The following is a 20,220-nucleotide window of genomic DNA, read 5'->3' as shown; positions in this document are numbered from 1 at the left end:
CCCCTGGCCGGCAGTCGCCTAACCGCGTAAGTACTTAAAGTAAAAGTACTTTTTATCTCATATCGCTGCCGATACCGACAGAAATACCGACAGGTGGACTACGCAACTAGCTGGCAAAAAAATAATCCGGCAGGATCTCCGCAGCAGGCACGCGCCATGCTTCCATCTGCGTGATCGCCCCGACCGGAATCGAACCTTGGCTCAAGATCCTAGTGGATCGACCTAACTATTCTTTCGCAAGGTCATTGGGGGGCCTGTCCTGCTTACCACTCCTCCCATTGCGCCCACGATGCCGAGCGAGACACTCCCCTCGTGCTGGACGATTTCGGGAGGTTGGTTGGCGGTCTGGCGCGAGACCCGCGCCGAGCGGGGTGATCTAGCGCGCTGATCTTCGATCTACTCGACGATCATTGAGTGCCGAACACATTGAACAATGCCGTGCAGGTCATGGGCAGCGTTTCTGGCGCCACGGCGCACAGTCTTCCGCATGGCCGATGAGACGCTCCTCACGGAAGAGGACGCGATTGACGATGATGCGGTGGAAGCCCAACTCACCCACGACCCGGAGAAGAATTGTCGATGATGGTAAGAGGTGGTGCGGCGGCAGCTTCGCAGCGCCAGAAGAACAAGATCCGCGGCATCTATATTGTGCAACCTATTAGGCCGACCGCCTGCGTCCCACACCGCATTGATCTGATCGCTCGATGGCTCGCGACGATGCACCGCTGCGCAGACCGGTGGCTAACTTACTCTCGTTTCTACCCTTGGCAGCGAGGCGTGATATTCATCTACGCTGTCGAGGTCGATCATGGTCTTGCCTCCCATCTTGTAAGCCTTGATCTTGTCGCGGGCGATCAGCTCATAAGCCGTCGTCCTTCCGAATTTGCCATAGCGACAGCCATCCTTGAGTTCGACGAGCCGACGCCGCTTATTGCTATCATTGTCAGCCATGGTTCCTGCACGCGCTTCGATGATCTCTGCCACGATCGGATCAAGCCTGCCGAACCGCATCTGCTGCTAAAAGGAAATTCGAAAGGCGTAGTAGGAACGGAAACAATGGCGAAGAGTTTGGACGGACTCTTTTGGCGTAATACGTCTCGACAAGGTTCGGTTTCGAACGCTTGAATGCAAACGGTTCGAAGGCGGTCGTCCAGTCTAGAGGCGGCGCAAAACCATTACCCGACAAGCAGCGTTGTCAATCTCTAAGCGGAGCCTTATCGGATTGCTGAAACGAAATACTGTCCCGGTGAGACGAACCTCGGAAGCTTCCTCGGGACAGGACTCCGGACGAGCAAAGATCGCGGGACAGTTCACTTCTAATTCTTGAAAAGATCGACGAACGGATCTAGATTCGGGCTATGCCGCCTTCGTCGGCTAGGCCGCTGCCTTGGCAAAGGACTTTTGGTCCAACGACTACTCCTTCTCCTAGCTCTCGCGACCGATTCCCATCATTCGGCCGATGAGACGAGCAGCGCGTCTTGACCCGGCCGAGATGAAGGACGCTCGCATGTTCTCGACGCTCGAAGGCGCGAAGAATTTTTCCAAGAAGCTCAAATCGTTGTTTGACGACAGCGGGATCATTTTCCCTCTTAATCGCTGCCAGCAAGCCGCCGCGATCGCAGGCGGCTTTCGAGATTGGCACGACCTCGGCAGATCGTTGGCAGGGACGGATCGACCCGTCGATCCCGGCGCATTTCGCCGCAGGCTGATCGCGTTTCTGCCCCAGCCATGCTGGATACCCGTATTGTTTTGGTTGGATGAGAGGAATCAGGAGACAGTGGACGGCGAAGGACTCTCGCACAACTACTATCGCGCCGTCGTGCCCTACGTGTTCTCGTCGTCCGTCATTCACCGAAGCAAGTCAGCTCTGCTTCGGCCTGGCTCCGGTCCGGGACAGCGGTTGCGGGAATCGATGGTCGTCTCTCTCTTGCTCGGAGGAAAAGGCAGCAAGAGACTGATCCCGCAGCTCGAACCGGACACCTTAGCGCTCGTCGTTTCCGGCGACACGGCAAGTCTTTTCGGCGTCGATGCGGAGCATCCTCGGTTCGAGAAGGATTTGGCCTCCCTCGTAGCGGCCGGCATATTCGAATACGAAGACGGCATCCTGCGGGTTTTGCCTGCGGACAAGGACGAGGTCGCCGCGCACGCGGCCAGAGGGTTCACCGACCGCGCGCAGTATTTCGCTGGCGTCGGAGGCGACGAGGCGATCGAAGCGCTCGCCGTGGCGCTCTCCGCAACCGGAGTCGAGCAGGCTATGCGTGTGGCGGAGGCCGTCCTCGGCAAAGGTTCCGAGATGCACATCACGCCGTCGGGGCCCATTCTCGAGATGTTGTCCAAGCTCGCGGGAGATGGGCAACTGATTGCCGTTTCCCGGGCTTGGCGCGTGTTCTCAATGATCCATCCAGAGAGCGCCAACTTTGTGCGCGAGTCGGTGCCGGCTAAGATCTCGTCGCTCTATCTTGTCCGCAACCGCGGAATCAATGCCGACAAGATGGTCGAGTGGATGTCGACGAGATCGGAATGGGCGGAAGAAGTGAAGGCCGCCCTACACGATCCGGCGCGCTTCAAGAGCACCGTCGACGAGATGGCCCTCTCGATAGAGGCGGCGCGCTAGACGACGGGTCTTGCGTCGCGTTTTTTCGTGCGGCCAATCGGAAAACCAAGAGCGTGGTCGCAGCAGGCATGTGCAAGCGCGCACATTCGTACTTGTTATGTTCGATCCTATAGATGAATGATGGACCGCCTGGCCCGTCGATAAACGGGTAGACGAGACAAAACTGACCAACGCGAGGTCGGAGGCCAAGACACGCTTGCGCGCCGATTGACAACGCGCTGCGCAACTCGCAGGGAGGCAATTGGCGTTGGCTATCCGGGGTCGGAGTTAGCATGTAGATGAAAATACGGGGATTTCTGGCCATTCCAATGTGGCCGCCTATCGAGGTAGGATTTTGCAGCGACGACTCGACTCGTGGCTTTGGCAGTCAGGCCCCTTAAGGCAAGAAGGGACATTTCGTGTGGATTGAATCGGTGCGGATTGAGGGTGGTATCCTCAATGGCTTCGATCAGCAATTTGATCCGAAGCTGAACGTACTTATTGGCGGACGTGGAACCGGCAAGAGCTCGGTTATCGAGCTGTTGCGCTTCTGCCTGGGCGCGAGTTCGTACACCGACCCTGGGGAGCAGGAGGCGGCAGAGCACGCCTTGGGTGTTCTGGGCGACGGACGTGTCTCGATTGTGCTGACAGATGGCAAATACCGCGTAGAGGTTTCCCGAACGGCCCAAGATATCGAACCCGATGCTTCTGACGAATTCTCGAGCCCCTTCGTATTTTCGCAGGCTGAGATCGAGACCATCGGCCTCCAAGCGCAATCGCGCCTGCGTCTGGTGGATGGCTTCCTCGCGCCCGAGGCGCAACGGCTTGCTGAGAGTACGGGCGCGGCACGAATCCGGTCGGCTACGTCAGAGATCCGAACGCTACTGGCGGAGATCGATGACATTGCCGAGAAGACTGCTGAGCTCCCGAAACTTCAGGCGCAGTTGACGACGGTCAAGGCGCAGAGCGCAGCCCAGAGTCAGGTGCACAAGGAAATCGAGGCACAGCGCAAGGCCTTGGGTGAGGTTACGCCGCAACTTGCCGCAGCGCGTGTCCGTGCCGAGGCGATCGGTCGTGCCGCTGATCAGCTTGGCACCTGGAGCCAACGACTAGACGAAATAATCGAGCGCAAGCCGGACCTCGAGCCGTGGCCCGCCCAGGCCGGCACCGCTGATGAATTGGCGGACCTACGAAAGCGGGAACGGCAGGCCGGCGATCGACTACGCGGTGCGCTTGAAGAATACTTGTCTATCGCGTCCGAATTGGAGCGTAGGAAGACCACTGCGGCCAGCCAAAAGGCGGGATTCGAAAATCGCGCACGTGATATTCGCCAGAAAATCGAGGAAAAGCAGAAAGGCGCGAGCGCGATCGACAAGCGCATCAGTGACCTTACGCAGCAAATTTCCGTCCTGATGTCCCTAGTCGATCTGCGAAAAGAACGGGAGGCGCGTGTGAAACAGCTTGCAACGCAGCGCACGAAACTGCTGGCGCAGCAGGAGGCATCCCGCGAAGCGCGTACGAAAGACCGTGAGCGGATGGTCAGCGCTCTCAATAAGGCTCTGGGACCGGCGGTCCGGGTCGGCGTTGTCCCTTATGCGCAGCAGCTTGAAGCCTGATTTATGCTTTGAGATAGCCGTACAGGGAGGAAGCGCAATGAGGCGGGACCTTTTGGCTATCTGTGGCGGAATACTTGCGACTGGTGCTATCGCTTGAACCTTTTGGGGCAATCCGGTGAACGTGCCGCATATGCACGGGCTCCAGACGATGGCGGTGGATCAAGACTTGAGATTCGTCTCCCAGCGAAGTCCATATATGCGAGACGAGCGTTAGCGCTTTCATCGCTCTCCCGGCCACCAAGTCGAGGGCGGGTTCATCGTTGAGATCTTGTTCGTCCGCAAGGCCACGAGATGGCTCCGTTTGAATGGGTGCCGAGGCCGGCGCGAGCAGTTCTTGAAACGCATTTATCGCTCCAACTCATGGATAGGCGTCCACTTCGGCCGGCGCACGATGTCGAGCGCGACCGTCTGATGGGTGTCGCAGGCGCCGCCAGCTACCGCTCTCCAGGCCACCACGTCGAGGGCGGGTTCATCATTGAGATCACTGCCACCAGATGGCTGCGCTTAAAAGGTGGCTGGACGACGAGGAGAATCCGCGGCCGCGCACGCCGCCAGCTCAACCGCATCACTAGACGGGAAATTAGTGTTTTGAGATTTTTGAGTATGTCGCAATAAAACAATTGCTTATTAGCATAGGTAGGAGAAATTCGGCGCGAGCCTCCGTATGCTTCGTCATCACCGTGCAGCCCCCGGCATCCATCAATGATGAGATCGCTGTCACCGCGTTCCCGCCGTCATCCAGCGGAAGGACCGCGTTATGTTTATCAGGCGTCGCAATCGAACCAAACGTACGAAGACATTCGAAGAGAGACTAGCCGAGGAGGCGCTTCACGGAAGCTGCAGCGCAGCTCCCGCCGGGCACGCAGCGTGAGCTATATCTTCGCCGAGCTCGTCAGCCCCCGGTGCTGCTTGATTGTCTAGCGAGGTGATTGGCTTGTCTGTCCCCGCATGCGGAATGCAGGTCCCGGCATTCGCTAGTTTTCCGGTCGCTCCTTCTCGAGCCCGCCGGTAGTTGCGACTGCGGCGCCGGTCGAACCGGTCTTCATCCACAATGAAGCGTTGACTTAGAGCGGCGTAGGCATCGGCAAAGGCGTGCTGCAATTGCTCCTCGGCGGTCAAGCGAGGAGCACGAAGTGAAGTTCCTGTTATTCCCGAATTTAGCTCGTTCGCCAAAGCAGTTACGCCTCCTATTTCCGTTGAAGGCTTAATCCGGCTTCGCCGAGAATTCCCAAGAGGAACCGCGCGTCTCGTCGAGGGTTTGATCAACGATCGCATTAGGAGGTTTTCACATGAACAAGCGTTTATTCCTGGCCACGACCGCCGCAGTCGCCCTGGCGACCTCGGCCTTTGCACAGTCTTCTCCACCGGCGTCAACTTCGAATGCACCGACGGCGCAGCATCAGCACGATCCCACATCGACCACGTCGCCTTCGTCTTCGCCATCAACCCCGTCTTCGAGCTCGTCTTCGCAGACCAACCCTTCGACGAATTCGGCGCAGACGCAGTCCCCTCCTTCGAATGGTCAACCCGCCGCAAGCCAGTCGTCCAGTTCCGGTACGACCACCAATACCACGCAAGCCCCGGCCTCGAACAACTCGGCGAACCAGGCTCAGACCAACCAGCCAGCCAACCAGACCACGACGCCTTCCAACCAGGCGCAGACCAATACGCCTTCAAATACCCAGACGCAGAGCGCCAATCCGCCCGCCGCAGGAACCAATCAGGCGCAGTCACCGACTGGTACCGGGTCGACCAATACGGCCCAGCAGCCGAACAATCAGCAGAGTACGGCCGAGCGCTCGGCGAATACCAACGTGAACGCATCGGTGAACATCAACGATCAGCAGCGTACCCGGATCAACACGTCGATCTCACACCTGAACGTTCAGCCGCTGACCAACGTAAACTTCTCACTCTCGGCGGGCACCGTCGTGCCGCGCGACGTCCGCCTGCAACCGCTGCCCGCCGAAGTCGTAGAAATCCTGCCACAGTATCGTGGCTACGACTTCGTCCTTGTGAAGGACGAGATCGTTATCGTGGAGCCGTCCAGCTACAAGATCGTGACCGTCCTGCCTTACTCCGGGCGTTCGACCGCTTCCGCGCCGGCGCGCACCGAGGAGCGCAAGGCGAAGTTCAGCGACCGAGATCGCGACGTGATCCGCAAGCACGTTAAGGCGCGTCCGGTCGAGCACGAGCGTCGCACGACGGGCAGCACCGTTAGGACCGAAATCCGGACCGGAGAGCGCGTGCCAGAGGATGTCGAGATCGAGGCATTCCCGGAAGAGGTCTACCGCGATGCTCCGACCCTCCGGGAGTACCGATACATCAACCGAGACAGTCACACCTACATCGTTGAACCCCATCAGCGTCGCATCATCGAAGAGATCGACTGATCCTTCGGGCCTGAAAGGATGAACGAGGAAGGGCCGCCCGCAGCGGCCCTTCGCATGTGACTGGAGCCTGGCAGGCGCGGGGGGCCGCGAGAAAGTACCCTCGCCGAAGGGCCGTGCTTGGGAGCGGCATGCCTCGCGGGCCTTTGTCGCTCAACAGCGCGGCGATGACTCCGTTTCTCTCTTCTCTCGCTCTGGGTGGATGCTCGGCAGGACCTATGGTCTGAACTGCAGACCACCAGCTATGGATGTCCCTCACTAGCACTAACCAAGGGTGATCGCGTGTTCAGCCATTTCGGCCGCGGGCCCTGATGTAGAGCGGCATAGAGATATCACTCCCGCAGGCTCGCTTTGGGCTCTTCACGGAGCCGCCCTTTCCGCTGATGATGGGAGGATGGGCAACCCGTCGAAAGAGCGAGTGCGTGAGGTCATCCAGGAGGTCGATGCGCTGGACCTTCCCGAATGGCGCCCATTGGGCTTTGATCCATGAAAAGCTCGGCCTCAGCTACGGCGAGGTGTTCGACTACCTCGCAGAGGACCCTGCGTTCTTCGGCGCAACACCCCATCCCGAGGATTGAGCGGCGTTGGAACTAGGACACTGTTGCAAGCGCGCTATTGCGGGAGGCTGAGAGAGGGGCGCAATATCGAGGCTGCCGACCTCCAAGAACTATGATCGGCGGATCAAGTGACGGCCCCCGCACCGGCCTCTCGGCCCCCAGAGGTGCTGGGGCCGCTTCTTTTTGACCACAGGAACAGGCGCGGCACGCCTCGGGTTGTCTGATCTCCCAGCGCAGTCCAGACAGCGTTGGGACGCAAAGTGTAAACTTGGCCCCCGGCGCTTCCAAGCTCTGGGGCCTTTTCTTTCTTTTAGGAACGGGCGCGGCGCGCGCCGAGTTGTTCTTGCGTTCGGGTGCTGCGCCCTGCCGGGCGGCATCTGAACTGATGAGCACAACAGCGGCCTCAGCGTGCCCCTCGCTGGGGCCGTTTCTTTGGGGATGGGTTGAACTTATGGCCCACTTTTCCACACAGAATCACAATAGGCGGCCTTACTTTTTTGTGTCGTTGTTCTCCTGACGTCGTCGGTCGGGCTGTTTTTTCTTCGGTGCTGCCTGCTTTGCCAGCTTTGATTTGGCAAGCAACTCGCGCAACCTGGATCTGGTCCGCTTGGCGGAGGTATTTAGCTTCTCGCCCCGTTTGCTACCCATTTGATCTTCTCGATGTAGATCCGGCCATCCTGTATGGGCTCGAACGCTCGGGCGTGCTCCATGATCCTGCGGGCGGCTTTCTCAGGGCCGGAGTAGGGGCGGTCACCCTTCATCTTTGTCATCGGGCCTTACGTATTTCCAGCCAGAGTAACCATAGATGCCAGCCCAAAGGTGTACGAGCGCTTTGCAATGCTCACAATGAAAGCTTCCTGACTTGCTGATCGGAGCAACGTCGCGCTCCTGGACAGTCGAATATAACGCCCCGCAATCATGGCAATTGAAAAAGACCTTCATTCCCAATCCTTGCCTCGTCCAAAACGCCCTTTAGCCGCGTCCTGGGCGTGGTGCCAGTGCTCGAGGTCGTGCGGCGTCAGGCCAGCATAGAACCGCTCCCAGACCTCCCGGAAGGCCGTCTTGGCGCCTTCCAGATCTGGCGCGCCTCCCGTGGCGTTGGATCCCCACGCCGCCGACCCGGCTGGGCTGATCGCGGCTGCCTGTCAAGTCAGCGTCCACCGGGTTCGCAAGGCGCTATCGGTAGCGAGCCAAAGACGTTCATGGAAATGCAAGCCAGGCGAAAGCATCGTGAGTTTCTTCGAGCGTTTAAAGACAGAAGCATCCGCTGACTGGCGGGCCTACACCGAGCATCCCTTCACGAACGGATTGGCAGACGGCTCGCTCCCCGAAGCGGCTTTTCGTCTCTGTCTTGTTCAGGATTACTTGTTCCTCATCGAGTTTGCTCGCGCCTACGTGCTCTTAGTCTACAAGTCGCTCAAACTTGCCGACATGCGCGAGGCAGCGGCCGGCCTTTCGGCCATCCTTGATGTCGAGATGAACCTGCATGTGAAGCTCTGTGCCGGTTGGGGCCTATCCCTGAGCGACCTTGAGCAGACCCCTCCGGCGGCCGAAATGCTGGCATATACACGCTGTGTGCTCGACGCAGGAATGCGCGGCGATCTGTTGGCACTCAAGGTGGCGCTTGCCCCCTGCGTGATCGGCTACGCGGAGATCGCAACGCGGCTCGCCTTGCGCCCCAATGCGGACGCTGCGACGAACCCCTATCGCGCTTGGATCGCCGAGTACGCCGGCGCGCCGTACCAGCAGGTCGCGGCAAAAGCGCGGGCGCACATGGAACGTCTCGCCGATCTCTACGCCACGCCGGCCCGCGAGGCGGAGCTGATTGCGATCTTCAAGGAAGCCACCCGACTCGAGGCAGACTTCTGGGAGATCGGCTGGCGCGCGGGCCAGCGTGTTAAATGGCCCTTTCGGCAATCATCAGGCTCGCAACCTGAAGGACATAGGTTCAAATCCCATCGCTGAGGCGGACGCCGCGCAATACCAAGTAGTCTGCTTTTGAGATGGGCTGTATGTAAGCCCCCTCACAGGTGAGAGGGGTCTTTCGGCCTCGTTCGCTGAACTTCCCTTAGCGGCGGATCGAACGAGAAGAATGCGATCAGGCCACCGCGAGCGCCGAAACGGGCAGGGCGGTCACCGACTTGATCTTCTCCATCGCAAATCGCGAGGCCACATTCTTCAGCGCGATCGAACCGATCAGTCTCTTGTAGAACTGATCGTAGCTGTGCATGTCGGCGACGGCGACGCGCAGCACGTAGTCGACATCGCCGGCCATGCGATAGAACTCGAGCACCTCGGGCATCGCGCTGACGACTGCTGCGAACTTCTTCAGCCACGTCCCGGAGTAATCATCGCTCTCGACCGACACGAACACCGACAGGCCGAGGCCGATCTTGTTCTGGTCGACCAGTCTCTGTGTTTCCGGGCGAGACGCAATAGTAATCCGTCTCCCTGTGGGCCAGGGATCGCGGCAACCGCGGTTAGCACGCGCTCCCACCGCTTTGCCAGGCGCGGCCGTAGAAAGCCTTTGCTTTGACCAAGCCTTCAAAAATGGCCTCAGGCCGGGTTGAGAACGGCAGAAGCTCCAGCCACGGTTCAACAACTCGATCCTTAACAACGGCGCGACGAATGATCGTCATGCCATCGTCCTTTGCCCGGCAGGGCCACCACATCATCGGTATGCTGAGTGATCGCTGTAAAGCGCCGCGACACGACATCAATTCGTACCGGGCATCTTTTGCCCGCTCTCGAAGAACAAGTCCGACAACTGTTCAACCATCGGTGCCCTCCGTTTCGAGTCTAGCCCGTTCCGTACGCACAATAGAGCTTTGATGGTCGGAAGAGCCGGCAGATAATATTCCTTAGCTCTGATGACAGAGGATGGGATCATGCTTTCGGGCACAGCGGTCAAGCCGATGCCCGCCTCTGCAGCTGCAAGGTTGGCATGATAGTCAAGGCTCTTGAATGCAATCTTAAACGATACCCCGTGCTTGATCAGGGCTCGTATCATCCAGTCGTCTCCTGGCCAAACGAGTATCGGTAACGGCGCGCCGGCGCTTATGACAAAATTCCTCGCTCGTATCCACACCAGAGGATCGTTGAATTCCTTTACTGCTAGCTGGTCAATGTCTTCGTCGATCGCCGCGTATTTGTAAAAACAGGCGACATCGATGTAGCCAGCCGAAACACCTTTTGCAATCTGGATGGAGTGATCAGCCTGAATAAACGTGTCACCCGGAAATGCCGTTGGACGACTTTGAAGAAACCTTTGCACAAACACCGTGCTTAGACCCAATCTCAAGGGCGCCACGGTTTCAGCGGAACCGCTCAGGCGCAGCAATTGGTCATTGGCCTCCAATATCCTGCGCGCCTGTTGCAGGGCCAACTTACCGAAGTCCGTCACCGTCGTTCCGCTTGCGGTCTTCGTAAACAACTCACCGCCTAGCAAGCTCTGGAGCCGCTTTACTTGGGAGCTTATAGCTGGCTGACTTAGTCCCAGACGTTCACCTGCTTTGGAAAGACTTCCGGCTTCTGCGATCGCGATGGCAGTTCGAACGAGTTCGATGGGCACGTTTTGGTGCCTTCGCCACATCATGTCCACTCCATGACAATCAATCCAAGCGATTCTTTCTCGATCCCTTTGAAATCATCTCCGAATAGATCACAATGGGAAACGACAACGAATGCAACTAAACTCCTAATCAATCCTATCGAGCTGAGTCTGGATCGGCTCTATGGGCGAACGGAATCGGCCAATAGGGCGTCGACTTATGAAGAAGCTCTTTTCGACGACGGATGTTGATCCTCGGCACCGCTTTGACTATTGGCATAGCGTCGCTTGTGACAATCTTGTCGGCCATTCCTCAACGCCTGAATGCCGACAGACGTTCAATGCCGAACTTCGATCCGGCATGCTGGCTGGCACGGGACTTGTGCTGTTCGAGAATTCGGCGATGGACGTAGCCCGTACGGCTAAGCACGTGGCGCAGGCGCAAAGTGACGACTTGTTTATCTGCCATCAGACCGCCGGTTTGCTCACGCTCGAACAGGACGGCCGCCAACTCATTCTTGGTGTGGGGGACGTAACCCTCGTTGATCCAAACTTGCCATATGCCGCAAAATTCTCGGCGGCTTCAGAGTTGCTTGTTGTCAAAGTCGCGCGGGGCGCGCTCGAAGCCCGTGTGGGAAGGATCCGTGATCTGACCGCGATTGCGTTGAGGCCATCCAATCCCGAAAATCGTTGGACCTCGTCGTTCCTGGCGATGCTGCCCAGTATCTCGGATCGGTTGACGTTCACCGCACAGGAAATCGCTAGCAATCAGATTGTCGATCTAGTTGCAATGTCGCTGCTCGGTACCTACGGCTCAGCAAGGTCACGCATTTCTTCGTGGGCGTTGTCGCTATTGCGCGTGCGTTCAGCAATCGAAGCGCGCTTGAGCGACCCTAAGCTCAATGCCGCGACCGTGGCCGAGGCTGCCGGAGTGAGCGTCCGTCACGCCAATGACCTACTCGCTAAGGAGTGCACCTCGATCATGCGGCTTGTATTGGCCATGCGGCTCCAACGCTGCCGACAAGCGCTGGAAGACCCGCTGCAAAACCATAGGACGGTGAGCGAAATAGCGCGAGGCTGGGGCTTTTCGGACATGACTCACTTCGGCCGAAGCTTCAAGGCCATGTACGGTATGCTCCCGCGCGACTTCCGGAAGGCAGGAAGCCTTAAGCGCAGTCAGCTCACATCTGGAAACTCCACGTCCTGAAGGAGAAGTCCGGCTGCAACGGCAATGCCGGACTGCCGACTCGTCGTCGTGCCGGACGTCCGCGACTCGGTGAACGTGGAATGCCGCAACGTTACGTTGGACATTATTGCGCCTGGTTCGGTGAAATAGGCGCCCGCGAGAAGTGATAGGCCCGTCCACAAAGTCGTGGCTTGTAGATATCCTCGCCGACGGACGAACCGAACGGCCCACGCGGGATCACGGAGCATCATCGGAAATTCTATGAATCTCGAATTGCCGGCCCCGCATGCCGGCTATTTTTACCCACCAGCACAAACGCCTCTCCCAGCGACTCCAGCACCGACGCGATCAGGAAATTGCCGGAAAGTTTTACCAGATTGGCCTCGGAGGCTTTGGTGCTGACGATAAAAGTCTCCTGAATCGTCGTATCAAACAGTTGGTGGTAACGCGCGAGCATCGCCTCAGCCGGCCGGGATGATGAAAAGCGTGGCTGCCGCCGCAGTCTTCGGACGCCCGAACACAGGGGAGGCGCCCTAACCATGGCCGGTATTGCCATGCGCCTCAGTCAGGTGATCGGAAAGGTCCCGCTGATCGTGCTCGTGGAAATGTGGACAGCATTCCGGCGAAGCACGGAAAGCGCGCCGCAGTCTCCGAACACGACGTCCTCAACGGCGGGGTCGTCGGCGATCATCGTGATGATAATTGTTTTTGGCAGGCATCGGCAACGCGATAGGCGATTTGCGCGCCCTCGCGCGCCACGGTTTTCACCTTGCTACGCGTGCGCGTGCTGAATCTTTTGGCGATCACCAGGGGTCGATCGTTCGGTGCAACAATGCTACCGCTCGTCCAATTTGGAGCCAGTCTGGAGAATCCGAGCGCAATAGCTGAAATTGACGGTCGTCAAGGCGGCGCTTGTTGCATCGAGGTGTGATGAAAGTGAGTTGCTGCCCTCGAAACCGATCAACTGCGCTGGGCGCCACAATCATCACAGGAGTTCGACCCATGGTGAAATCACCCATTACGGGCGGAGGCGTACGGCTTCGCATCAACGGCTCCGAGCATCTGCTGCAGATCGAGCCTCGGGTCACGCTATTGGATGCGCTGCGAGAATACGTGCATCTCAACGGTACCAAGAAAGGATGCGATCAGGGCCAGTGCGGCGCTTGCACGGTTCACGTCGATGGACGGCGCGTCCTCGCTTGCCTGACGCTTGCGTCGCAGGTCGAAGGGCTGGCGATTACCACGATCGAAGGTTTGGCAGTCAACGGCAGCCTGCACCCGGTGCAGGAGGCGTTCATCCGTCACGATGCCTTCCAGTGCGGATATTGCACTTCTGGTCAGATCATGTCCGCTGTCGGCTGCATTGACGAAGGTCGGACCGAATCGGACACGACCGTCCGCGAATATATGTCCGGCAATCTGTGCCGTTGCGGCGCCTATCCGCACATTGTCGCGGCCGTGCGCGACGCAGCGCAGGCGATGGATTCGGGAGAGGGGCGATCACGATGAATAATTTCGAATATGTTCGGGCCACCGCTATTCCCGACGCACTGAAGGCTGTTGCCCGCCAGACTGGTTCCCGCTTCCTCGCTGGCGGCACCACAATGGTCGACCTCATGAAATGCGGGGTAGAGCTTCCTTCGGCGCTCATCGACATTACACGCTTGCCCGGCCTCGATACCATCGAAGCTGGTCCGACGAGCGTGCGCATTGGCGCTCTCTCAAGAATGAGCGATGTCGCCGATCACCCCACGATCCGAAAGGAATTCCCGGTTCTGTCGGAATCGCTGTGGCGCGGCGCCTCGGCCCAACTACGCAACATGGCCACCATCGGTGGCAATCTCATGCAGCGGACACGGTGCAGCTATTTCCGCGAACCAGGAGTTTACGGCGCCTGCAACAAACGCGATCCCGGTTCGGGTTGCGCAGCCCTTGAGGGCATTAACCGCGGCCATGCCGTCCTGGGCACGAGTCCAAGCTGCATCGCCACTAATCCCGGTGACTTTGCAGTTGCTCTCGTCGCCTTCGACGCTACTGTCCATGTTGAAAATGGAAAGGCACAACGTCGCATCCCGATCGATGACTTCTTCCTCCTGCCCGGCGACACGCCCGATCTTGAGCACCCGCTCTCATCCGACGAGTTGATCGTCGCGGTCGAGGTTCCAACCTCCTCCGCGCTGCGCCGATCGCACTACCTCAAGGTGCGCGACCGCGAGTCTTACGAGTTCGCGGCGGCAAGCGCCGCTGTCGGCTTGGAACTCGAGGCGGACGGTCGCACGATTCGTGACGTCAGGATTGCGCTCGGCGGCATCGCCACGAGGCCGTGGCGGGCTCGTACCGCCGAAGAGGCGCTCGTCGGACGTACTTTCGACGAGCCGACCGTGCGGGGCGCGAGTCGCCTGGCCATTGAAGGCGCCGTCGACCATGGCGAAAATCGTTTCAAGATCGACTTGGCTCCCCGCGTCGTCGCGCGTGCGCTGCTGACCGTTGGAGGGATCACCTGATGGCTGTCCCAAATTCTGAATCGCTGAAGAGTAACGGAACGTATCTTGGTCGTCGCATCGCGCGTGCCGATGGCGTCGCGAAAGTGACCGGGCGAGCCGACTACGCCCTCGAACACGATTTGGCAGGCACAGTCCATGCCGTGATCGTCGAGAGCACCGTGCCATCGGGGCGCATCGGAAATATCGATCTTGCCGCGGCGCGGACGATGCCAGGTGTGCTGCGGATCTTGACCCATGCCGACGCCCTACCGCTCAAGAGCTGTCCCATGGTTCCCGCAGGTAGCGTGATGGAGAGCTTCTTGCCGCTTCAGGACGATCGCATCCGGTACAACGGTCAACCGATTGCCCTTGTGGTCGCCGATAGCTTCGATCATGCGATCGAGGCTGCAGGCCGCGTGCGCATCGACTACAAGACCGAGCTGGCCGTCGCCGACATCGATGACCCAACGGCTACATTGATCGACGTCCCCGGGGCGCCGTCATCGGGTCTGGCCCGGGGCGACGCAAAAGGTGCACTGGCGGCGGCAGCGGTGCGCATGGACGTCGTCTACACCACGCCGCGCGAATATTCTTGTCCGATGGAGCCGCTTGGAGCAATCGCAGCCTGGGGCAATGACGGCGGTCTGACCGTCTGGATGCCGAGCCAATGGGCAGAGGGTGCACGAAGGGCATTTTCTGACTGGTTTGCAATTCCGATGAACAAGGTGCGCGTCGTTTCACCATTCGTGGGCGGTGGCTTCGGAGTCAAGGTCACAGCTCACGCGGACTCGCTCCTCGCGGCGATGGCTGCGCGCGAAATGCGACGACCGGTAAAGCTGGCGCTGTCGCGTCCACAGAATTTCACTGGCAACGGCTTACGGCCCGCGATACGGCAGAAGCTTACGCTGGGCGCCAGCGAGGACGGAAAGTTGCAGGTGCTCATTCACGAGAACACCAGTGAGACCTCCGTCGATGACGATTATGTCGAGGGTGGCGCGGCCACCGCCAGGGTCATGTATGCCGTACCGAACCTGAGTTCGACGCAGAAACTGGTGCGGGTCAGTTCCTTTACTCCGAGTTGGAAGCGCGCGCCCGGAGAAGCGATCGGTGCCTATGCGCTCGAAAGCGCGATGGATGAACTTGCCTACAAGCTCAAGCTCGATCCGATCGAATTGCGGCTACGCAACTATGCCAGCCAGGATCCTGAATCGGCGAAACCCTGGTCGAGCCGCCGGCTCCGCGAGGCCTATGAAGCCGGCGCGCGGGCGTTTGGCTGGGAGCGACGCTCGCCGGAGCCGCGTTCGATGCGGGATGGCCGTGAATTGATCGGATGGGGCATGGCGGGAGGAGCTTTCCCGAACGTGCACACGCCCGGCGAGGCGAGGGTCACGATTGCCGCCGATGGTTCGATCGAAGTTGCATCGAGCGGCCCGGACATCGGTGGCGGTACCTACACCATCCTTGCTCAGACAGCCGCCGACGCGCTCGGCGTGTCGTTCGAACAGGTGCGCGTTCGGCTCGGCGACACCAGCCTGCCGCGCGCACCGGTCGCCGGAGTTTCACAGATTGCCAATCTCCTCACCGGCGCCGTGGACAAGACCGCACGCGCCGCTCGCGAGGAGCTGTTGACGCTCGCGTCCAGTCATGCTGGTTCACCGTTCAAGGCCAAGCGAGTGAACGACTTCACGATCAAGGATGGAAAGATCGCGCCGACGGATGGCTCCGCAGAAGCCGTCATGATTTCTGAGCTGATGCGAATGGTCGGTCGTGATCGGATCGAGGTCACGCGCAACACCATGCCGGCCGAAAAGGCGTCATCCGAAGCAGAGCAGCGCGACGCTTATGATAGCTTCAAATATATGGGTCCACCATCGTCTACCCACGCGACTTATGCATGGTGCGCGCAATTCGTGGAGGTTCGTGTCGACGAGGACTATGGAACCGTGCGTGTCCGCCGCATGGTTGGAGCCTTTGATTGCGGCAGGCTCTACAACCCCAAGCTCGCCGAGAGTCAATGGAAGGGCGGCATGATCATGGGAATGGGAGAAGCGCTTCTCGAAGCCATACACATCGATCGCCGCTATGCGCGAATCACCAACAATAACCTTGCTGATTACGTCGTGCCGGTGAACGCCGATGTACCTGATATCGAAGTCATTTCAGTCGGCGAGCCCGACTTTCACGCCAGCGCCCTCGGCGGCAAGACAGTTGGTGAAATCGGCGTAGTCGGCGCCGCTGCGGCCATCGCCAATGCCGTGTTCCATGCCACCGGCAAGCGGGTACGCGACCTGCCGATCACGATGGAGAAGCTGATGTAGGTGCGCGATCGGCCAATATTGACGCCGCGTCAAGGTGCAAGTCTCCGATATTAATATCGGCTCCATCATATATGCCTTTAGAGGCCGGCCTTCGCATGCGGATTCCCCTGATCGCCCAGATAGGCATTGACCAGCGCGACAGCGACGACGTTGCGTTGCAGAAAATGATACTCGTCGGCGTTGTGTTGACATCCGCGGTTGCGGCGGCACTGTGGGGCTTCGTTTACATTGCCGTCGGAGCACGGACCGCCGGCGCCATCCCCGCGGCGTACAGCGTATTGTCGCTGGCCAACACCGTCCTGTTCGGCATGTTTCGCCGCTACCAGGTCTACCGGTTCACCCAGCTCATGCTGATTTTGCTACTTCCGTGGCTGATGACGATAAGTCTGGGCGGCTTCCATAATTCGAGCGCCGTAATCCTTTGGTCGACGCTTTGTCCTTTGGGCGCCCTTGTCGTCCATGATCTTCGAAGCGCCTCCCGTTGGTTCTGGGTCTTCCTCATTCTGCTCGTCGGCAGTGCGCTTCAACAATCCCCTGGCGCCTCCCTGCCTTCTTCGATGGTCACATTCTTTTATGTACTGAATATTGGCTGCGTCCTGAGCATTGTCTTTGTGATGCTCTACTACTTCGTCGACAAGAAAAACCTGTTCCAGGCACAGTCCGAAATGCTGCTGCTGAATATCTTGCCAATCGAGATCTCCAACATATTGAAAGGTGAGCATCGCACGATCGCCGATCAGTATGACGAGGTGAGTATCTTGTTCGCCGATGTGGTGCAGTTTACCCCCTTGGCCCGGTCAATGTCGCCCATGGAACTCGTAGGGCTGCTAGACGAGGTCTTCATGTGCTTCGACTTATTGGTCGAGAAGTATCGCTTGGAGAAGATCAAGACAATTGGCGATTGCTATATGGTCGTCGCCGGTGTGCCGCGCCCGCGTGCCGACCATGCCCACGCACTGGCGCGCTTGGCGCTCGAGATGCAAGCTTGTGTGGCCGAACGTGAGTTCCGTGGCCGGCGACTGACATTCCGCATCGGCATGAACTCAGGCCAGGTGGTGGCCGGCATCATCGGCCGGAAGAAGTTCATATATGATCTGTGGGGCGATGCGGTGAACATGGCCAGTCGCATGGAATCCTACGGCCAGAGCGAAGCCATTCAGATCACACACGCAACTTACGAACTGATCAAGGATGACTTCGTCTGCGAAACGCGCGGGACGATAGACGTCAAAGGATCGGGTGAAATGGAGATCTGGCACATCTTGGGTGAAAGGCCCAACGTTCCAAAACACTTGCCAGGCATGGCAGCTTAGTGAAGGAGCAGTGATTTCGCCGAGGCGTTCGCCCGGCACGACCAAGGGATGTTGGAGACCGATTGACGCCGATATTGCCAAGGCACTGCTTCGTTTTCGCCCTGAAAGGCGGAGCCGAGGACAGAAATCTTCATGCGCTCATGTCTGGCCATCAAGGGATATCCCGGAATCTCCATTCGCTGCTGCCGACCATTCGCTGCTGCCGAATGGCATGAGCGCGACCCCTCGATCTCTTCCATGCATTTGAACGATCTCGTTCGCCGATATTCTGGCATCGGTCAATGCAGCGCGCTTCTGCTCACGATACAAGCCAAGTGTCTGGTCGAGGTAAACGAGAGGAAGGACATGGCGCGGCCAATTCACGGGTGCCGTACGCATGTGCTACTGCATCCGTTTTTCGTTGGACTGGGGGGCGCGTTGCTCATGGGCGCTCTCTTCACCGACTATATGTATACGAGCAACTCGCTGCCGCAGTGGGCCAACTTCTCGGTCTGGCTGATCACAGGGGGCCTCGTGCTGGCGCTCATTGCCGCGATTTTCTTGGTAATTGACGTGGCGCTCGCAAGGGCCGGGCCGATCCGCTGGCTCGATTTTGGGTTGATTGGGACTGCCGCAATCCTCTCCGTGGTCAACATCTTCGTTCATTCGCGAGATGCGTGGACTTCCGTTGTCCCGACTGGCATCACCCTATCCACCATCGTCACGATCCTGCTGCTCGCCGCTGGTCTTCGGGGCTGGTGCGTCACCACCGCCGTAAAGACGGCGGGCCGGGGAGAAAGCGAATGATCGCAAGTCGGGTTCGAGCGACTTCGGAATTGATGTTTCTCGCGCTTCTCGCGGCCTGTAGTGACCAAGGCGGCGATCCATCAAAGCAATATGGACCGAATCCCGACCTTCCTGAAGCTCACCAATATCTCGTGCCGCCCATGAGCGTACCGCAGGCGGTTGGCTGGCAGACCGGGGAAACGCCCACCGTTCCCGCTGGCATGCGCATCCAAGCGATGGCAACCGGTCTGATGCATCCGCGCATCGTTTACCCGTTGCCCAATGGCGACATCCTCGTCGTTGAAGCCAACGGTCCCGGCACCAAGCCATTCCGACCCAAGGATTACATCTCAGGCAAAGTGAAGGCACGGGCCGGAGCGTCCGACAAGGGCGGCAATCGCATCACTTTGTTGCGCGATGCCGATGGCGACGGCGTTCCGGAGATGAAGACTGTTCTGCTCGACCACCTGCACTCGCCATACGGCGTCGCATGGGTAGCCGACACTTTGTACGTCGCCAATACCGACGCGATCAACGCCTTTCCCTTCTCGCCGGGCCAGACGGAGATTGTGGCGCCCGGAACGAAGCTTGCCGATTTGCCGGCCGGCCCGATCAATCACCACTGGACCAAGTCGATGGTGGCCAGCCCGGATGGGTCAAAGCTCTATGTCGGAGTCGGCTCTAACAGCAACATCACTGAGAATGGGGTAGACATCGAAGAAGGGCGTGCAGCGATCTACGAAGTCGATCGGCTCACGGGTGCCAAGCGCCTTTTCGCGACTGGAACGCGCAATCCGACGAACCTCGCCATTCAGCCTGGAACAGGGCAGTTGTTCGCTGTGGTCAACGAGCGAGACGAGATCGGACCCGATCTGGTTCCGGATTATCTTACATCCATCAAGGACGGCGGTTTCTACGGCTGGCCGTATAGCTATTGGGGACAGCATGTGGACGTGCGCGTCCATCCGCAGGACCCTGCGATGGTAGCGAAGGCGATCAAGCCGGATTATGGCCTCAGTTCCCATGTTGCGGCACTCGGCCTTGTATTCAGTCAAGGGGAAACGCTGTCACCGGAGTTCACCAACGGCGCGTTCGTGGGTGAACATGGCAGTTGGGACCGCGATCCGCTGAACGGCTATCAGGTGATCTTCGTTCCCTTCGCGAACGAACGGCCGAGCGGGATGCCGACCCCGGTGCTGACGGATTTCCTTGCGCCGGATAAAAAAACGGTTCACGGGCGCCCGGTTGGCGTGGCACTTGACCGGACCGGTGCACTCATCGTCGCGGACGATGTCGGGAACGCGGTGTGGAGAGTGAGCCGCTCTGTCAACGGTAAATGAGCGCGCGATGCCGATATGGACCAAGCGGTGGCTTCGAACAGCAGAAAGCCAGTTTGCAGCGCTCGGATCAGTCTCGAGCGAACGTAATTTTGCGCGCCGGCTACCTTCA

Annotated in this window: 16 protein-coding genes, 1 tRNA gene and 3 pseudogenes; 14 read left to right on the top strand and 6 right to left on the bottom strand. The window is 59.0% G+C overall.

Going from position 1 to position 20,220, the window contains the following annotated elements; translation table 11 throughout:
• The first annotated feature begins 573 nt into the window (after positions 1-573).
• The 3 genes from CK489_RS42860 (at position 574) to CK489_RS03310 (ending at position 4,209) form a co-directional block, all read left to right on the top strand.
• Positions 574-1,125: a hypothetical protein gene (locus CK489_RS42860; protein ID WP_502694099.1), complete on the top strand. Its 552-nt coding sequence runs from the start codon at positions 574-576 to the stop codon at positions 1,123-1,125.
• 382 nt (positions 1,126-1,507) lie between these two features.
• Positions 1,508-2,614: a hypothetical protein gene (locus CK489_RS03315; protein ID WP_143278092.1), complete on the top strand. Its 1,107-nt coding sequence runs from the start codon at positions 1,508-1,510 to the stop codon at positions 2,612-2,614.
• A 398-nt stretch (positions 2,615-3,012) separates the two neighbouring features.
• Complete coding sequence (locus tag CK489_RS03310) at positions 3,013-4,209, top strand: ATP-binding protein (protein ID WP_143278091.1); 1,197 nt, start codon at positions 3,013-3,015, stop codon at positions 4,207-4,209.
• Between the two features lie 219 nt (positions 4,210-4,428).
• Here CK489_RS03310 and CK489_RS42100 read toward each other — a convergent pair.
• Positions 4,429-4,632, bottom strand: a pseudogene (locus tag CK489_RS42100) (hypothetical protein); the annotation flags it as partial.
• An 866-nt stretch (positions 4,633-5,498) separates the two neighbouring features.
• Between CK489_RS42100 and CK489_RS03300 the strand changes: the two are divergent.
• From CK489_RS03300 to CK489_RS41215, 4 genes and pseudogenes are all read left to right on the top strand, one after another.
• Entirely contained in the window at positions 5,499-6,602 is a 1,104-nt protein-coding gene (locus CK489_RS03300) for a DUF1236 domain-containing protein (protein ID WP_095731300.1), read from the top strand.
• 440 nt (positions 6,603-7,042) lie between these two features.
• Complete coding sequence (locus tag CK489_RS42580) at positions 7,043-7,177, top strand: hypothetical protein (RefSeq protein ID WP_283807245.1); 135 nt, start codon at positions 7,043-7,045, stop codon at positions 7,175-7,177.
• Positions 7,178-8,386: 1,209 nt separating this feature from the next.
• Positions 8,387-9,058 (top strand): annotated as a pseudogene (locus CK489_RS03295) (TenA family protein); the annotation flags it as partial.
• Positions 9,046-9,122: transfer RNA gene (locus CK489_RS41215), tRNA-Ala, on the top strand. The pseudogene CK489_RS03295 and the gene CK489_RS41215, both read left to right, overlap by 13 nt.
• Positions 9,123-9,254: 132 nt before the next feature.
• On the opposite strand, the pseudogene CK489_RS03290 reads toward CK489_RS41215, so the two are convergent.
• The 3 genes and pseudogenes from CK489_RS03290 to CK489_RS03285 form a co-directional block, all read right to left on the bottom strand.
• Positions 9,255-9,566, bottom strand: a pseudogene (locus CK489_RS03290) (Lrp/AsnC family transcriptional regulator); the annotation flags it as partial.
• A gap of 70 nt (positions 9,567-9,636) precedes the next feature.
• The gene (locus CK489_RS42095; RefSeq protein WP_245350241.1) at positions 9,637-9,795 is read right to left on the bottom strand and encodes a hypothetical protein; all 159 of its coding nucleotides are present in this window, start codon (positions 9,793-9,795) and stop codon (positions 9,637-9,639) included.
• 77 nt (positions 9,796-9,872) lie between these two features.
• Entirely contained in the window at positions 9,873-10,727 is an 855-nt protein-coding gene (locus CK489_RS03285; RefSeq protein WP_245350240.1) for a LysR family transcriptional regulator, read from the bottom strand.
• A gap of 199 nt (positions 10,728-10,926) precedes the next feature.
• Between CK489_RS03285 and CK489_RS03280 the strand changes: the two genes are divergently transcribed.
• Entirely contained in the window at positions 10,927-11,913 is a 987-nt protein-coding gene (locus CK489_RS03280; RefSeq protein ID WP_158226403.1) for an AraC-like ligand-binding domain-containing protein, read from the top strand.
• Positions 11,914-12,151: 238 nt separating this feature from the next.
• Here the strand turns inward: CK489_RS03280 and CK489_RS03275 are convergent, their stop codons facing one another.
• Both CK489_RS03275 and CK489_RS42855 read right to left on the bottom strand, forming a co-directional pair.
• Positions 12,152-12,349 (bottom strand): hypothetical protein, encoded by a 198-nt coding sequence (locus CK489_RS03275; RefSeq protein WP_095731298.1) that lies wholly within the window; start codon positions 12,347-12,349, stop codon positions 12,152-12,154.
• A gap of 108 nt (positions 12,350-12,457) precedes the next feature.
• On the bottom strand, positions 12,458-12,583 hold the full coding sequence (locus CK489_RS42855; RefSeq protein WP_502694098.1) for a hypothetical protein: 126 nt from the start codon (positions 12,581-12,583) through the stop codon (positions 12,458-12,460).
• A 311-nt stretch (positions 12,584-12,894) separates the two neighbouring features.
• On the opposite strand from CK489_RS42855, the gene CK489_RS03270 reads away from it, so the two are divergent.
• From CK489_RS03270 to CK489_RS03245, 6 genes are all read left to right on the top strand, one after another.
• Positions 12,895-13,401 carry a (2Fe-2S)-binding protein gene (locus CK489_RS03270; RefSeq protein ID WP_050625930.1) on the top strand — a complete coding sequence of 169 codons (507 nt, stop codon included), beginning with the start codon at positions 12,895-12,897 and terminating at the stop codon, positions 13,399-13,401.
• Positions 13,398-14,396, top strand: coding sequence for an FAD binding domain-containing protein (locus CK489_RS03265; protein ID WP_050625929.1), 999 nt, complete (start codon positions 13,398-13,400; stop codon positions 14,394-14,396). The genes CK489_RS03270 and CK489_RS03265 overlap by 4 nt, the downstream gene beginning before the upstream one ends.
• The gene (locus tag CK489_RS03260) at positions 14,396-16,693 is read left to right on the top strand and encodes a xanthine dehydrogenase family protein molybdopterin-binding subunit (protein ID WP_095731297.1); all 2,298 of its coding nucleotides are present in this window, start codon (positions 14,396-14,398) and stop codon (positions 16,691-16,693) included. The genes CK489_RS03265 and CK489_RS03260 overlap by 1 nt, the downstream gene beginning before the upstream one ends.
• A 95-nt stretch (positions 16,694-16,788) precedes the next feature.
• Complete coding sequence (locus CK489_RS03255; protein WP_158226402.1) at positions 16,789-18,006, top strand: adenylate/guanylate cyclase domain-containing protein; 1,218 nt, start codon at positions 16,789-16,791, stop codon at positions 18,004-18,006.
• A 132-nt stretch (positions 18,007-18,138) separates the two neighbouring features.
• Complete coding sequence (locus CK489_RS03250; RefSeq protein WP_245350239.1) at positions 18,139-18,792, top strand: DUF2231 domain-containing protein; 654 nt, start codon at positions 18,139-18,141, stop codon at positions 18,790-18,792.
• Entirely contained in the window at positions 18,789-20,111 is a 1,323-nt protein-coding gene (locus CK489_RS03245; protein ID WP_095731295.1) for a PQQ-dependent sugar dehydrogenase, read from the top strand. The genes CK489_RS03250 and CK489_RS03245 overlap by 4 nt, the downstream gene beginning before the upstream one ends.
• Positions 20,112-20,220: the final 109 nt, after the last annotated feature.

The sequence above is a fragment of the Bradyrhizobium sp. UFLA03-84 genome (assembly GCF_002289535.1).
GTDB classification, from domain to species: Bacteria; Pseudomonadota; Alphaproteobacteria; order Rhizobiales; family Xanthobacteraceae; genus Bradyrhizobium; species Bradyrhizobium viridifuturi.
This window is presented reverse-complemented; position numbering and strand designations above follow the sequence as displayed.